We start from the raw sequence: 14,397 nt of genomic DNA on the forward strand, positions 1-14,397 counted from the left end.
CGTCTTGCAGGCCCGTTCGTCCTGCCCGGCAAAGCCGGTTCCCGCCTGTGGCGGAACCTCAATCTGTGCCGTTTCTACCTTATTCGGTGGGCGCTGACAATTCGACCAGCAGTTGCTCCAGGCGCCGGCGCAGCTGGCCCAGCTCGGGCGAGCGGAAGGCGTGGCGGGTGCGTTCCAGGGTGGCGACGGCTTCCGCCAGGGCGGCCTGCACGTCGCCGGCGGGGCCCAGCGGGGCATCGTCCAGCCAGCGGCACAGTGGTGCCTGGCTGCAGTGGCGGGGGTCTTCGATCACCTCGCAGTCCCCGAACAGGCGGCGCAGGTGCGTGGCCAGTTGCGGGTCGCTGCAGGCGATGCGCGCGGTCGGGCAGGGCATGGCGGTGGGCGATGTGGTCCAGGGAGCGCGCACCATAGCCGCTGCTGGCGAAGGGCCATTGATCGGGGTCAACGGCACGCCAATCAGCCGTCGCGCAACACCTTGCGCTCGCTGTCGTCGGCGCCGAAGCCGCGCTCCAGCTTGAAGCGCAGGCTCAGGTCGGTGCGCGAGTCGGCGAACTTGAGCGCCTCGGCCAGGCCGATGCGCTTGCCCTCGACTAGGGCGAACAGGTGCTGGTCGAAGGTCTGCAGGCCCTGCTCGGCCGCACGCGCGGTGGCCTCGCGCAGCTGCTCCAGTTCGTCGCGCTGGATCAGGTCGCGGATATAGGGCGTGCCGAGCATCAGCTCCACCGCCGCCACGCGCTTCTGCGCCAGGCCCGGCACCAGACGCTGGCCGACCACCGCCAGGAGGTTGTGCGCGAGGTCGGCCAGCACCTGCTTGCGCGCGCCGTCGGGGAAGAAGCGCACGATGCGCTCGATGGCGTGGCTGCTGCTGGTGGCGTGCAGGGTGGCCAGGCACAGGTGGCCGGTCTCGGCGTAGTGCAGGGCGTGCTGCATGGTCGCGGCGTCGCGGATCTCGCCGAGCATGATCACGTCCGGCGCCTCGCGCAGCACGTGGCGCAGGGCCTCCTCGAAGCTGTGGGTGTCGAGGCCGACCTCGCGCTGGTCGACGATGGACAGCTGGTGACTGTGGAGGAACTCGATGGGGTCCTCGATGCACAGGATATGGCCGCCCTTGTGGCGGTTGCGGAAGTCGATCATCGCCGCCAGCGTGGTCGACTTGCCGGAGCCGGCGGCGCCGACCACCAGGATCAGACCGCGGTCCTGCATGGCCAGTTTTTCCAGCATCTTCGGCAGGCCGAGGTGCTCGAAGTCGGGAATCTCGCTCTTGATCAGGCGTACCACCATGGCCACTTCGCCGCGCTGGTAGTACAGGTTGGCGCGAAAGCGCCCCTGATTGCTCATGCTCACCGCCAGGTCCAGCTCCAGATCGCGCTCGAACTCGGCGATCTGCTTCTGGCTGAGCAGCTGGTAGGCCATCTGCTTGACCTCGCCGGGGCCCAGCACGCGTTCGTCGAGGGCCTGGCTGTGCCCTTCGACCTTGGCGTGGGCCGGCGCGCCGACGCTGAGGAACAGGTCGGAGGCCTGCAGCTCGCGCATGCGCTGCAGGTAGTCGAAGACATCCAGGCTGGGCTCGGACATGGGGCGGGCTCCGCATCGGTTGGCCGGGCAAGGATAGCCCCGGCTGCCCCGGCTCCGCGACCCTGCTACCCTAGCGGCCATTGTCCGGAAGCCCGCCCATGCTCAGCCTGTACCACGCCCCCGACCTGGAAACCCTCGGCGCCCTCGCCTGCCGCCTGCTCGCCCAGCCGCAGGCCGATGTGCTGGCGCCGGCGCGGGTGGTGGTGCCGAGCCAGGGCATCGGTCGCTGGCTGACCCTGCAGCTGGCGCGCGAGCAGGGCATCGCCATGCACCTGGAGGTGCAGCTGCCGTCCAGCTTTGTCTGGGCCGTGGCGCGCCAGGTGCTCGGCGCCCTGCCGGAGCAGTCGGCGTTCAACCCGCAGGCGATGACCTGGCGCCTCTACGACTGGCTGTGCGAGCCGGCCAACCTGGCCCGCGCCGAGCGCCTCGAACGTTATCTGCAAGGCGCTGACGAGCGCCGCCGCCTGGCCCTGGCGGCGAAGATCGCTGACGTGTTCGACCAGTACCTGCTTTACCGTGACGACTGGCTGGCCGCCTGGGAGCGCGGCGAGCTGTGCGACCTGGGCCCGGACGAAGCCTGGCAGGCGCTGCTCTGGGCCGAGCTGACCAAGGACGGCCACCCGCACCGCGCGCGTCTGCTCGGCGAGCTGCTGGCGCGCCTGCACGGCGATGCTGTCATCGAGGGTCTGCCCGAGCGCCTGCTGGTGTTCGGCATCAGCTCGCTGCCGCCGCACCACCTGCGCGTGCTGGAGGGCCTGGCGCGGCACACGGACGTGGTGATCTGCGCCCTCAACCCGTGTCGCGAGGCCTGGGGCGAGATCCGCGACGTGCGCGAGCTGGCGCAATCCGAGGTCAGCCCGGATGACTGGTACCTGGACGTTGGCCACCCGCTGCTGGCCAGTCTGGGCAAGCAGGGCCGCGACTTCTTCGACAGCCTGCTCGGGCAGATCGCCGAGGAGCACGGCATCTACCCGCAGGACGCCGAGCTGGCCGACGACAGCCTGCTGCATGCGCTGCAGAACGACATCCTGCGCCTGCGCACCCGCACCCCCGATGAGCGCCTGGCGCTGCGCGCCGACGACCGCTCGCTGGAGCTGCATATCGCCCACTCGCCGCTGCGCGAGGTGGAAATCCTGCATGACCAGCTGCTGGCGCGCTTTGCCGCCGACCCGCGCCTGAGCCCGGACCAGGTGGTGGTGCTGACCCCGGACATCGAGCGCTACGCGCCCTTTATCGAGGCCGTGTTCGCTCGCCGCGAAGGCTCGCCTTATGTGCCCTACAGCCTGGCCGACCGCAGCCTGCGCGCCGAGACGCCGCTGATCGAGGCCTTCCTCGGCCTGCTCAGCCTGCCGGAAAGCCGTTTCGCCGCCGAGGAAATCCTCGCCTGGCTGGAACAGCCGGCCATCGCCCGCCGCGCCGGCATCGAGCCCGAGGACCTGCCGCTGCTGCGCGACTGGCTGCGCCAGGCCGGCGTGCGCTGGGGCCGCGACGGCCAGCACCGCGCCGCGCTCGACCTGCCGGCCGACGATGCCTTCACCTGGCGCCAGGGCCTGGATCGCCTGCTGCTGGGTTTCGCCGCGCCGCCGCAGCTGGCCGGCGACGACCTGCCGCTGCTCGGTGACAGCTGGCCGCTGGATGCCCTGGAAGGCGCGCGCGCGCAGCTGCTCGGGCGCCTGTGCGCCTTCGTCGAGCTGCTCGCCGGGCTGGCCGAGCGCCTGCAGCGTGCCCGCCCCCTGGCCGACTGGGCGCTGGAGCTGCAGGGCCTGGTCGATGCGCTGTTCGACGAGCGCGAGTCCGGCGACACCCTGCTCCTGCTCAGCCAGGCCTGCGCGGCGCTGGGCCGCCAGGCCACGGACGCCGGCATCACCCGCCCGGTGGAACTGGCGCTGGTGCGCCAGCAGCTCGGCGCGGCGCTGGAGAGCGGCAGCGGCGCCTCGGGCTTCCTCACCGGCGCGGTGACCTTCTGCACCATGGTGCCGATGCGCAGCCTGCCGTTCCGCCTGGTCTGCCTGCTCGGCCTGGACGACGGCGCCCTGCCCCGGCGCACCCCGGCCGCCGGCTTCGACCTGATCGCCAAGCGCCCACGCCGTGGTGACCGCGCGCGCCGCCTGGACGACCGCTACCTGTTTCTGGAAACCCTGCTCAGCGCCCGCGACGGTCTGTATTTGAGTTATGTCGGCCGCGACCCGCGCGACAACGCCGAGCTGCCGCCCTCGGTGCTGGTCAGCGAGCTGCTGGAGGCGGTCGATCTGACCGCGACCCAGGGTGAGTACAAGGCCAGCGCCCGCATCACCGTCGAACACCCGCTGCAGCCCTTCGCCCCCGGCAACTTCGAGCGCAGCGGCCCGCGCCAGGGCTTTGCCAGCGCCTGGTTCCGCGCCGCCCGGCGTTTGGCCGAGGCGCCGCTGCTCGAGCCGCCAGCCTTTATCCAGCGCCTGCCCGAGCCAGGCCAGGACTGGCTGACCATCGAACCCAGCCAGCTGCTGCTGTGCTTCCGCCACCCGGCGCGTTTCCTCCTGGAGCAACGCCTGGGCCTGCGCCTGGCCGATGCCGAGGAAGGCATCGCCGCAGACGAACCCTTCAGCCTGGAGCGCTCGGCCTACCTCGGCCTGCGCCAGCTGGCGCTGCAGGCGGTGGAGCGCGGCTGGAGCGAGGAGCAGGAGCGCCGCGTGGCCCGCGCCGCCGGCTGGCTGCCGCCCGGCGAGCTGGGCCATGCCCTGTGGGGCAAGCAGCGCGGCCCGGTGCGCGCCTTCGCTCCGCGTCTGTTCGAGGCGCGTCCCGAGGAGAGCCCGGAACCGCTGCTGGTGGATATCCAGCTGGCCGGCGTGCGCCTGCACGGCTGGCTCGACGGAGTGACCTCCAGCGGCCTGTTCGACTGGCGTCTGCGCGCGCCGGACGCGCGCGACCTGCCCGGCTTCTGGCTGCGCCACCTGCTGCTCAACGTCGCCGCCACTCCCGACATCGCCCGCGAGAGTCTGCTGGTGTCGCCGGCCGGCGACTGGCAGCTCGGCCCGCTGGACAACCCCGCAGCACTGCTCGAACCCTGGCTGGCCGCCTACCGCGAGGCGCTGTGCGAGCCGCTGCCGTTCATCACCCGCAGCAGCTATGACTTCGCCAAGGCGCTGGTCACCCCCAGCGCCAAGAGCCGCAAGGAGCCTATCGCCGCCGCCCGCGACAAGGCCCAGGCCGCCTGGCTCGGCGCCGAGTTCAGCCCGCTGGCCGGGGAAGTCTTCGACCCCTGGTATGCCCTGGCCTTCCGCGAGCGCGAGCCGCTCGGCGAGCGCTTCGAGCAGCTGGCCGAGCAGTTGCTGGGCCCGGCGCTGCAGGCCCTGGCTGGCGGCGAGGAGGAGGGCGAATGAACGACCTCAACCTGCACGATTCGCCGTTCACTGGCCGCTCGCTGATCGAGGCCAGCGCCGGTACCGGCAAGACCTGGACCCTGACTGCGCTGTACGCCCGCCTGCTGCTGGAGCGCGAGCTGTCGGTCGGGCAGATCCTGGTGGTCACCTACACCACCGCGGCTACCGCCGAGCTGCGCGAGCGTATCCGCGCCCGTCTGGCCGAGCTGCTGGCGCTCTACGAGGGTGGCCAGAGTGGCGATGACTTCCTCAATGAGCTGCACCGCCGCCATCCCGGCGAGGCGGCACGGCGGCGCCTGCTGCTGGCCGTACATGGGTTCGACGAGGCGGCGATCTTCACCATCCACGGCTTCTGCCAGCGCGCCCTGCAGGACTCGGCCTTCGAGGCCGGCGGCGACTTCGACGCCGAGCTGACCCAGGACGACCGCGAAGTGCTCGATGCCCTGCTCGGCGACGCCTGGCGCCATGTGCTGGCCGGCGCCGACCCGGCCTGGGCGCGCTACCTGGCCAAGCAGAAAGTCACCCCCGCGACCCTGCGCCAGGCCCTGCGCAGCCACCTGGGCAAGCCGTACCTGCGCGTCGAGCCACGCGAGCGCGTGGGCGAGGCCGAGCTGCAGGCCGCCAGCGCCGCCTGGCAGGCCGCCGCCGAGCTGTGGCGCGCCGAGGGCTACGCCTGGGTCGAGGTGCTGCGCGAGCACGGCGGCCTCAGCCAGAGCACGCACAGGGCGGCCAAGCTGCCGCTGTGGTCGGCCGAGCTGGACGCCTATTTCGCCGACCCGGCGGCGCTGTTCGAGGCGCCGGACGGCCTGGCCAAGCTGGGCGCCGCCGCCCTGCTCAAGGCCACCAAGAAGGGCCATGACGCGCCACACAGCGCCGTCGCCGAGGCCCTGGATGTCCTTGGCGCGGCGCTGGAAAGCGCCCTGCCGGCCGGCAAGCAGAAGCTGATCGCCCTGCAGGTCGAGCTGCTCGACCGCCTCAACGTCGAGCTGCCGCAGCGCAAGGCGGCGCAGCGCCTGCTGGCCTTCGATGACCTGCTCAACAACCTCGACCAGGCCCTGCACAGCACGGCCGGCGAAGACCTGGCCGCGCGCCTGCGCGAGCAGTACCCGCTGGCGCTGATCGACGAGTTCCAGGACACCGACCCGATCCAGTACGCCATCTTCGACCGGGTCTACCGCGACGGTGGTGATCTTTGCTTTGTGGGTGACCCCAAGCAGGCGATCTATGCCTTCCGCGGTGCCGACCTGGCCACCTACCTGCAGGCTCGCGACGCTGCCGAGCGGCAGTACGACCTGCCCTTCAACTACCGCTCCACTCCCGCGCTGATCAAGGCGCTGAACCAGCTGTTCGCCCGCCCGCAGCCCTTTGCCGAGGAAGGACTGAGCTACCCGCCGGTCAGCGCCGGCAAGAAGTCGCGCGCCACGCTGGTGCTGCCCGAGCAGGATGGCGCCGCGCCGCTGGGCCTGGTCTGGCTGGGCTTTGATGCGCTGAACAAGGCCCGTGCCGGCGAGCTGGCGGCGCTGGACACGGCGCGGCGGATCGCCGCCCTGCTCGCCGCCAGTGCGCAAGGTGTCGCCTATTTCGAGGAAGATGGCGGCAGAAAGCCGCTGAAAGGTGGCGATATCGCCGTGCTGGTCAGCAACCACCGCGAGGCCGCCAGTGTCGCCGCCGAGCTGGCCGCGCGCGGCGTGCCCAGTGTGCGCCGTGGCCGTGACAGCGTGTGGCACAGCGAGGAGGCCGCGGAGCTGGCGGCGGTGCTGGCCGCCTATGCCGAGCCGGGCCGCGAGGGTGTGCTGCGCTATGCCCTGGCTACCCGCCTGCTGGGCCGCGACGCGGCGCAGATTGCCCGCTGCCAGGAAGTCGAGCAGGAATGGGACCGCGAGCGCGCCGCTGCCGAGCAGTACCATCAGCTGTGGCAGCAGCAGGGCTTTATGCGCGTGTTCCGCGCCTGGCTGGACCAGGAGCGGGTGGCCGAGCGCCTGCTGGCCGGCATCGATGGCGAGCGACGGCTGACCAACCTGCTGCACCTCGGCGAGCTGCTGCAGGCCGAGAGCCTGCAGCGCCCGGGGCTGGAGCCGCTGCTGGCCTGGTTCGCCGCCCAGCGCGGCAGCGAGGGCACCGGCGAGGATGCGCTGCTGCGCCTGGAAAGCGATGCCGAGCGGGTGCAGATCGTCACCATCCACACCTCCAAGGGCCTGGAATACCCGCTGGTGTTCTGCCCCTTCCTGTGGGACGGCCGCCTGCTCGGCCAGCATACGGATAGCGCCCGTTGCCACGACGAGGATGGCCAGCCGCTGCTCGACCTGGGTAGCGAGCGCCTGGACCAGCGCCTGCAGGCGGCGCGGCGCGAAAGCTTCGCCGAGAAGCTGCGCCTGACCTACGTGGCCCTGACCCGCGCCCGCGATCGCCTGTGGCTGCACTGGGGCCCGGCCGCCCTGCCCAAGCCGAAGAAGGACGGTTCGCTGCCCGACGAGGGCCTGCACAGCAGCGCCCTGGCCTGGCTGCTGCACGGCCGCGAGCTGCCCGGTGACGATGCCCTGGGCGAGCTGGCCACTCATCTGGCGGGCCAGGAAGGCCCGGCCCTGGCTGACGAACTGGATGAGCTGGCCGGCAGCAGCGCCGGCCTGATCGCCCGCCTCGCCCCGCTCACCGAGGAAGCCCGGGCCGCCGGCACGGGCCGCGCCGAGCCGCCACAGGCTCAGCAGCTGTTCGAGCGCAGCCTGCACAGCGCCTGGCGCATCGGCAGCTTCTCGGGGCTGGCCGCCGGCCTGCACATGGAGGCGCCGGACCGCGACGCCCTGGCCCTGGTCGATGCCAGCGAGCCGGGCGCCGGCTTCTTCGCCTTCCCGCGCGGCGCCCGCGCCGGCACCTGCCTGCACGCCATCCTGGAAGACTGGATGCGCGGCAAGGGCAGTCTGGAGCAGCTGGTGCCACTCGCCCTGCAGGAGCACGGTATCGATGCCGAGCTGTGGGGCGCGATCGCCATCGCCCAGCTGCAGGCGGTGCTGGACACCGACCTGGATGGCCAGGGCCTGCGTCTGTCGGCGCTGCAGGCCAATCGGCGGCTGCCCGAGCTGGGCTTCACCTTCCCGGTCGAACGGCTCGAGGTGGAGCGCCTGCGTGCGCTGCTGGCCGATCCGGCCTTTGGCCTGCCCGAACCCATGCGCCAGGCCGCCGAGCGCCTGCAGTTCGACGAGCTGAAGGGCTATCTGAAAGGCTTTATCGACCTGACCTTCGAGCACGCCGGGCGCTGGTACATCCTCGACTACAAGTCCAACTGGCTCGGCCCGACCGCCGCGCACTACGGCGCCGAGCGCCTGGAGCAGGCCATCGCCGCCGAGCACTACCACCTGCAGTACCTGATCTACCTGGTGGCGCTGCGCCGTTTCCTGCGCACGCGCCTGGCCGGCTTCGGCGACGCGCAGCTGGGCGGTGCCTGGTACCTGTTCCTGCGTGGCATGCCGCAGGCCGGCGTGTACTTCGCCCGGCCGAGCGATGCGCTGCTGGATGCGCTGGATCGGTTGTTTGCGGAGGAGGCCCGATGAGCAAGGAGAGTAGGGTGGATATCTTGCGCAGCGAATATCCACCAGGCATCCAGGTGGACAAGGCTGCGCCGTTGTCCACCCTACCTTTCGGCCCGCTGGAACGCGCCCTGCTGGCCAGCCTGCAGCGCCTGGAGCCGCAAGCGCCGGACGCCGTGCTGGCCTGCGCCGCCCTGTGCAGCGAGGCCCTGGCCGCCGGCGACGTGTGCCTGCCGCTGGCGCGGGTGGCCGGTCGCCGGCCTTGGGCGGAACACGACTTCGTCCTGCCGTCGCTGGCCGAGCTGCGCACCCTGCTGGAATCCTCTGCGCTGGTCGGTGCGCCCGGCAGCTTTGCCCCGCTGATCCTCGACGGCGAGCGCCTGTACCTGGCGCGCTACCAGGCCTACGAGCAGCGCCTGGCCGCGCGCCTGCTGGCCATGTCTGCCGAGCGCCCCGTGGTGGACGAGACGCTGCTGAGCGAGAGCCTGGCGCGCCTGTTCGCCTTCAACCAACAGCAGCCGGACTGGCAGCGCCTGGCTGCCGCTCAGGCGGTACGTCGGCGCCTGGCAGTGATCTCCGGCGGCCCCGGCACCGGCAAGACCACCACCGTGGTGCGTCTGCTCGCCGCACTCTTGGAGCAACCTGGCGGCGACAGGCTGGCCATTGGTCTGGCCGCGCCGACCGGCAAGGCTGCGGCGCGCATGGCCGAGGCGATCCGCAATGCCAAGGCCGATCTACCGCTGGCCGATGATCTCAAGGCGCTGCTGCCCGAGGAGGCGCGTACCCTGCATCGCCTGCTCGGCAGCCGCGGCGACAGCCCGGCCGTGCGCCACGACGCGGCGCGGCCGCTGGCGCTGGACGTGCTGGTGGTGGACGAGGCGTCGATGGTCGACCTGGCGCTGATGGCCAAGCTGGTCGACGCCCTACCGCAGCAGGCGCGGCTGATCCTGCTCGGCGACAAGGACCAGCTGACTGCCGTGGAAGCTGGCGCGGTATTCGCCGAGCTGTGCGAAGGGCGCGGCTTCGACGCCGCGGCCGCCGCCGAGCTGCAGCGCATCACCGGGCAGACGGTACCGGTCGAGACGCCGCGCTCTGCCCTGGGCGACGCCGTGGTGCTGCTGACTCACAGCCACCGTTTCGCCGGCGACAGCGGCATCGGCGAGCTGGCGCGCAGGATCAACGGTGGCGATGCCGCCGGCACCCTCAATCTGCTGCGTGAAGGTCGCGCCGACCTGGCCTGGCAGGCCGAGCCCAGCCAGGCCGCGCTGCTGGAGCGTCTGGAGCAGGGCTATGCGCCCTACCTCAAGGCCGCACGCCGGGGCAATACGGCTGAGGCCTTCGCCGCCTTCAACGCCTTCCGCGCGCTGACCGCGCAGCGCGAAGGCCCCTGGGGCGTCGGCGGCCTCAACGAAGCGCTGGAGGCACGGATCAAGCGCCGCTACTCGCTGGCCGAGCGTGAACGCTGGTACCCCGGCCGCGCGGTGATGGTGCGGCAGAACGACTACGCGCTGGGTCTGTTCAACGGCGATATCGGCCTGTGCCTGGCCGGCGAGCATGGCTTGCGCGTCTATTTCGAGGGTGATGATGGCTTCCGCGCCTTTGCCCCGGCGCGCCTGCCCAGTCACGACAGCGCCTTCGCCATGACCGTGCACAAGAGCCAGGGCTCGGAGTTCAGTGAGGTGCTGCTGGCCCTGCCGGAAAGTCCCAGCCCGCTGCTGACCCGCGCGCTGTTCTACACCGGCATCACCCGCGCCAAGCACAAGGTGGAGATCTGGGGCCTGCCGGCGCGCCTGGCCGAGGCGGTGAATACCAAGGCCGAGCGCGCGGCGGGGCTGGCACAGAGGCTGGCCATCGCCACTGCCGACAGGTCGGTCTCTGATCAGGAGCGGGGGCAGCTCGATCTTTTCAATTAGGAGTCGTTGATGAGCAAGGGAATGTTGTTGCGTCCTTTACTGGTGATTCTGCTCGGCTTGATCCCACCGCTGCTGGTCGCAGCTGATAAGCCGCAGCTGTACAGCGGGACGTTGGGCAAGATGGCGATAGTGGTGGAGTTGGATCTGAGTGATCCCGCACAGGTCAGCGGTCGTTACTTCTACCGGAAATATCGCCACGATCTGGCCCTGAATGGCAGCCTCGATGGCGTTCAGCTGAGCCTGGGTGAAGGTCGTGAGCGCTATGACGATACTCCTCGGCCCGAATTGCACCTGCAACCTACACCCCAGGGATGGCAGGGCGAATGGCGCGGGGAGCAAGGTAAGCGATTGCCTATCAGGCTGCGCAAAGCGCTTATCGAAGAGCCACCAGCAGGAGCCGAGCCGTTCTGGTATCGGCTCTATGAGCAGTCACCCTATGAATTTCTGCGGCTCAAGGGGATGCCGCTAAAGCCCGGCAAGCGCCAACATTTTATGGGGCATGAACTGCAGTGGTGGAGCGAGCCGGCCTCTGGTGTGGCGTTCTTCGAAGTTCTGGATGGCTACCCACAGGTGCAGCTGGATCGCATCAACCAGGCCCTGCGCGAGCGACTTTGGCAGGAAGTGATCAGTTACCACGCGTGCAAGCTGAATGCCGGCACGGACTGGTCTGAGTTCCAGCAGACAGTGACCCCGAGGTTGTTGTCAGCCGCCATTGTCAGCCTGAGCATTCTCACCAGTTACGACTGCGGTGGGGCGCATCCGGATTTCGGCGACGCTCCATTGACGCTCAATGCCCAAACAGGCGAGCCACTTGGTCTGGAAGATCTGCTTTGGGTCGGTGAAGGACCGGCTTTCCTCTACCGGGAGGCGCGCGGCCAGGAGGTAGATGGAGAGTCTGTGAGCTTCGAGGTCTTCTCGCGCTACCGTAACCAGCACCTAGCCCCCTGGCTGGTTGAGCAGTGGCGGCGAATTGCCCCGGGTGATATCCCCGCGTCTGGAGGAGAGGATGTCGAATGCAATTACGGTGACCCCTACCTGTGGGATTACCCTAGCTGGTATCTCAGCGACAAGGGCATGGTCTTCGATCCAATCTTCCCGCGCGTTGCCCGCGCCTGCGAGGGGACGGAGTGGTCGATACTGCCCTATGCATTGGTCAAGCAGCATCCTGGCCGCTTGAATCTGTCGCTGCCCGAGTAACCGGGGATTGCACGGCGCGCGTCATCGGCCTAGGATGCGCGCCTTCTTCCCTCAACCGACAGCAAAGGAGGCACATCATGCAACAGCTGATCACCCTTTGCAGGTCGCGTCTGGTCTGACTCTCCCCGCCGCCTTCGCTGCGGCGCGCTTCACCCGGCCCGGTCCTGCCACTTCCCAACCTTTTCGTTTCAACCCATAGGGATTGGACCATGGGCAATTGCATCCGCAATCTGTCCGACGGCGTCGTATTGATCGCCGCGGACGACACCTGGATCGAAGGCAAAGCGATCCAGCAACTCGAAACCACCGCGCGCCTGCCGGGCATGCACCGGGTAGCCGGCATGCCGGACCTGCACCCGGGGCGCGGCTATCCGGTCGGCGCGGCGTTCTTTGCCATCGGCCGCCTGTACCCGGCTCTGGTCGGTAACGACATCGGCTGTGGCATGGCGCTGTGGCGCACCGATCTGCCGACGGCCAAGCTGCACCTGGACAAGCTGGAGAAGCGCCTGGGCAACCTCGACCTGCCGCTCGACCAGGACTGGGCCGAGGCCATCGCCGCCTTCGGCCTGCCGCCCAGCGGCCACGAGCGCTCGCTAGGCACCATAGGCGGCGGCAACCACTTCGCCGAGCTGCAGCAACTCGACTTGAGCTATGACGATGCCGCGTTGGAGCGTCTCGGCATCGCCCGCAACCGCCTGCTCCTGCTGGTGCACAGCGGCTCGCGTGGGCTGGGCGAGGCGATCCTGCGCGAGCAGGTCGAGCTGTTCGGCCATGTCGGGCTTGAGGCGGGCGGCGCGGCCTGCGCGCACTACCTCGCCCGCCACGACGGCGCCCTGCGCTTCGCCGAGGCTAACCGCCAGCTGATCGCGCGGCGCATGCTGGAACGCCTGCGCTGCGATGGCGAGGCGCTGCTGGACGTCAACCACAACTTGGTATCGCCGGCGTGCATCGACGGTCGCGATGGCTGGCTGCACCGCAAGGGCGCCACGCCATCGGACCAGGGGGTGATGGTGATTCCTGGTTCGCGCGGTGACTTCAGCTACCTGGTCGAGCCGCTGGCCGACGAGCGTAGCCTGCTGTCCCTGGCCCACGGCGCCGGGCGCAAATGGATGCGCAGCGAGTGCAAGGAGCGTCTGGCATCGCGCTACAGCGTCGAGCAGCTGGCCCGCACGGCACTGGGCAGCCGGGTGATCTGCGCCGACCGCGCGCTGATCTACGAGGAGGCGCCGGAGGCCTACAAGGCCATCGACTCGGTGGTCGGCGCCCTGCGCGACGCCGGGCTGGTGCGGGTGCTGGCGCGGCTGAAACCGGTGCTGACCTACAAGACGCGTGGAGGTTGCTGCTGATGATCCTCCTGCAATTGTCGGCGGGGCAGGGCCCCGAGGAATGCGCGTTGGCGGTGGCCAAGGCGTTGCGTAGGCTGCTGACGGAAGCCGAGGCGGCACGGGTCGAGGTGCGTGTGCTGGACGAGGAGGCTGGCACGCAGCGCGGCACCCTGCGCTCCGTGCTGCTCGCCCTGCAGGGCGAGCGGGCCGAGACGTTGGCCGTTGCCTGGAGCGGCTCGCTGCAATGGGTCTGCTCCAGTCCCTACCGGCCAAGTCATGGGCGCAAGAACTGGTTCTTCGGCGGCGCGCTGTTTGCACCGCCGCCGGCCAGCCTGGAAGGCGAGATCCGCTTCGAGACGCTGCGCTCGTCCGGTCCCGGTGGCCAGCATGTCAACACCACCGACTCGGCGGTGCGCGCCACTCACCTGGCCAGCGGCATCAGTGTCAAGGTACAGAGCGAGCGCAGCCAGCACGCCAACAGGCGCCTGGCGCTGCTGCTGATCGCCCGGCGTCTCGCGGAGCGAGCCGAAGAGGCCGACGAGCGGTTGCGCGCTGAGCGTCGGTTGCGTCACCAACAACTGGAGCGGGGCAATCCGCGGCGCACGTTCCGCGGCGAGCGTTTCGTCGAGTAGGCAATAAAAAACGGGGCCATTCGGCCCCGTTCTTTTGTCCACGCGTTCCGGCTTACTGCCCCGGAATGTCCTTGCGCAGCTTGACCGGGTCTTCCTTGCGTCCGCGCAGTACGCGCATGCGGATGTTCAGGGCTTCCACGCCCAGCGAGAAGGCCATGGCGAAGTAGACGTAGCCTTTTGGCACGTGGACTTCGAAGGCTTCTGCGATCAGCACGGTACCGACCACCACCAGGAAGGCCAGGGCCAGCATCTTCAGCGACGGGTGCTTGTCGATGAAGTCGCTGATGGTGCCGGCGGCCAGCATCATCACCAGCACGGCGACGATGATCGCGGCGACCATCACCGGCACGTGGGAGACCATGCCGACGGCGGTGATCACCGAGTCCAGGCTGAACACGATGTCGATGATGGCGATCTGGATGATGGTGCCGATGAAGTTGCGCGCGGCGGTGTTGCCCGGCGTCTGCTCGGCTTCATCCTCGCCTTCCAGGCTGTGGAACATCTCGGTGCTGCTCTTCCACAGCAGGAACAGGCCGCCGAAGAACAGGATCAGGTCACGCCCGGAAATGCCCTGGCCAAACAGGTGGAACAGGTCATTGGTGAGCTTCATGATCCAGGTGATCGACAGCAGCAGGGCGATGCGCGTGACCATGGCCAGGGCCAGGCCGAAGAAGCGGGTGCGCGCCTGCATGTGCGGCGGCATGCGCCCGACCAGGATGGCGATCATGATGATGTTGTCGATGCCGAGGACGATTTCCAGGGCGGTCAGGGTCAAGAAGGCAACCCAGATTTCCGGGCTAGTCAGCCATTCCATTATTGGTTCCTTGCGTGTCGAAGAGTCGGTCGGCGGGCGCCGCGATGGCGCGCGATTCTAG

General features: G+C 69.6%; 9 protein-coding genes. 6 read left to right on the forward strand and 3 right to left on the reverse strand.

The window, feature by feature from the left end:
- Window positions 1–79: 79 nt before the first annotated feature.
- Both PA6_RS10635 and PA6_RS10640 read right to left on the reverse strand, forming a co-directional pair.
- Complete coding sequence (locus tag PA6_RS10635; RefSeq protein ID WP_021700921.1) at window positions 80–409, reverse strand: hypothetical protein; 330 nt, start codon at window positions 407–409, stop codon at window positions 80–82.
- A 47-nt stretch (window positions 410–456) separates the two neighbouring features.
- Window positions 457–1,575 carry a PilT/PilU family type 4a pilus ATPase gene (locus PA6_RS10640; protein ID WP_021700922.1) on the reverse strand — a complete coding sequence of 373 codons (1,119 nt, stop codon included), beginning with the start codon at window positions 1,573–1,575 and terminating at the stop codon, window positions 457–459.
- A gap of 98 nt (window positions 1,576–1,673) precedes the next feature.
- Here PA6_RS10640 and recC point away from each other — a divergent pair, with 98 nt between their 5' ends.
- The 6 genes from recC (at window position 1,674) to prfH (ending at window position 13,522) form a co-directional block, all read left to right on the forward strand.
- Window positions 1,674–4,934 carry an exodeoxyribonuclease V subunit gamma gene (gene recC / locus PA6_RS10645; RefSeq protein ID WP_021700923.1) on the forward strand — a complete coding sequence of 1,087 codons (3,261 nt, stop codon included), beginning with the start codon at window positions 1,674–1,676 and terminating at the stop codon, window positions 4,932–4,934.
- Window positions 4,931–8,479: an exodeoxyribonuclease V subunit beta gene (gene recB / locus PA6_RS10650; RefSeq protein WP_021700924.1), complete on the forward strand. Its 3,549-nt coding sequence runs from the start codon at window positions 4,931–4,933 to the stop codon at window positions 8,477–8,479. Before recC ends, recB begins: the two co-directional genes overlap by 4 nt.
- Before the next feature lie 71 nt (window positions 8,480–8,550).
- A complete protein-coding gene (gene recD, locus PA6_RS10655) occupies window positions 8,551–10,368 on the forward strand; it encodes an exodeoxyribonuclease V subunit alpha (RefSeq protein WP_043216557.1) in 1,818 nt (605 codons plus the stop codon).
- 9 nt (window positions 10,369–10,377) lie between these two features.
- Window positions 10,378–11,565, forward strand: a complete 1,188-nt coding sequence (locus PA6_RS10660) for a hypothetical protein (protein ID WP_021700926.1) — start codon at window positions 10,378–10,380, stop codon at window positions 11,563–11,565.
- A 209-nt stretch (window positions 11,566–11,774) separates the two neighbouring features.
- The gene (locus PA6_RS10665; RefSeq protein ID WP_021700927.1) at window positions 11,775–12,911 is read left to right on the forward strand and encodes an RNA ligase RtcB family protein; all 1,137 of its coding nucleotides are present in this window, start codon (window positions 11,775–11,777) and stop codon (window positions 12,909–12,911) included.
- The gene (gene prfH / locus PA6_RS10670) at window positions 12,911–13,522 is read left to right on the forward strand and encodes a peptide chain release factor H (RefSeq protein ID WP_021700928.1); all 612 of its coding nucleotides are present in this window, start codon (window positions 12,911–12,913) and stop codon (window positions 13,520–13,522) included. Before PA6_RS10665 ends, prfH begins: the two co-directional genes overlap by 1 nt.
- 52 nt (window positions 13,523–13,574) lie before the next feature.
- On the opposite strand, the gene PA6_RS10675 is transcribed toward prfH, so the two are convergent.
- Window positions 13,575–14,336 carry a TerC family protein gene (locus PA6_RS10675; protein WP_021700929.1) on the reverse strand — a complete coding sequence of 254 codons (762 nt, stop codon included), beginning with the start codon at window positions 14,334–14,336 and terminating at the stop codon, window positions 13,575–13,577.
- Window positions 14,337–14,397: the final 61 nt, after the last annotated feature.

It is taken from the genome of Aquipseudomonas alcaligenes NBRC 14159 (assembly GCF_000467105.1).
GTDB lineage: Bacteria > Pseudomonadota > Gammaproteobacteria > Pseudomonadales > Pseudomonadaceae > Aquipseudomonas > Aquipseudomonas alcaligenes.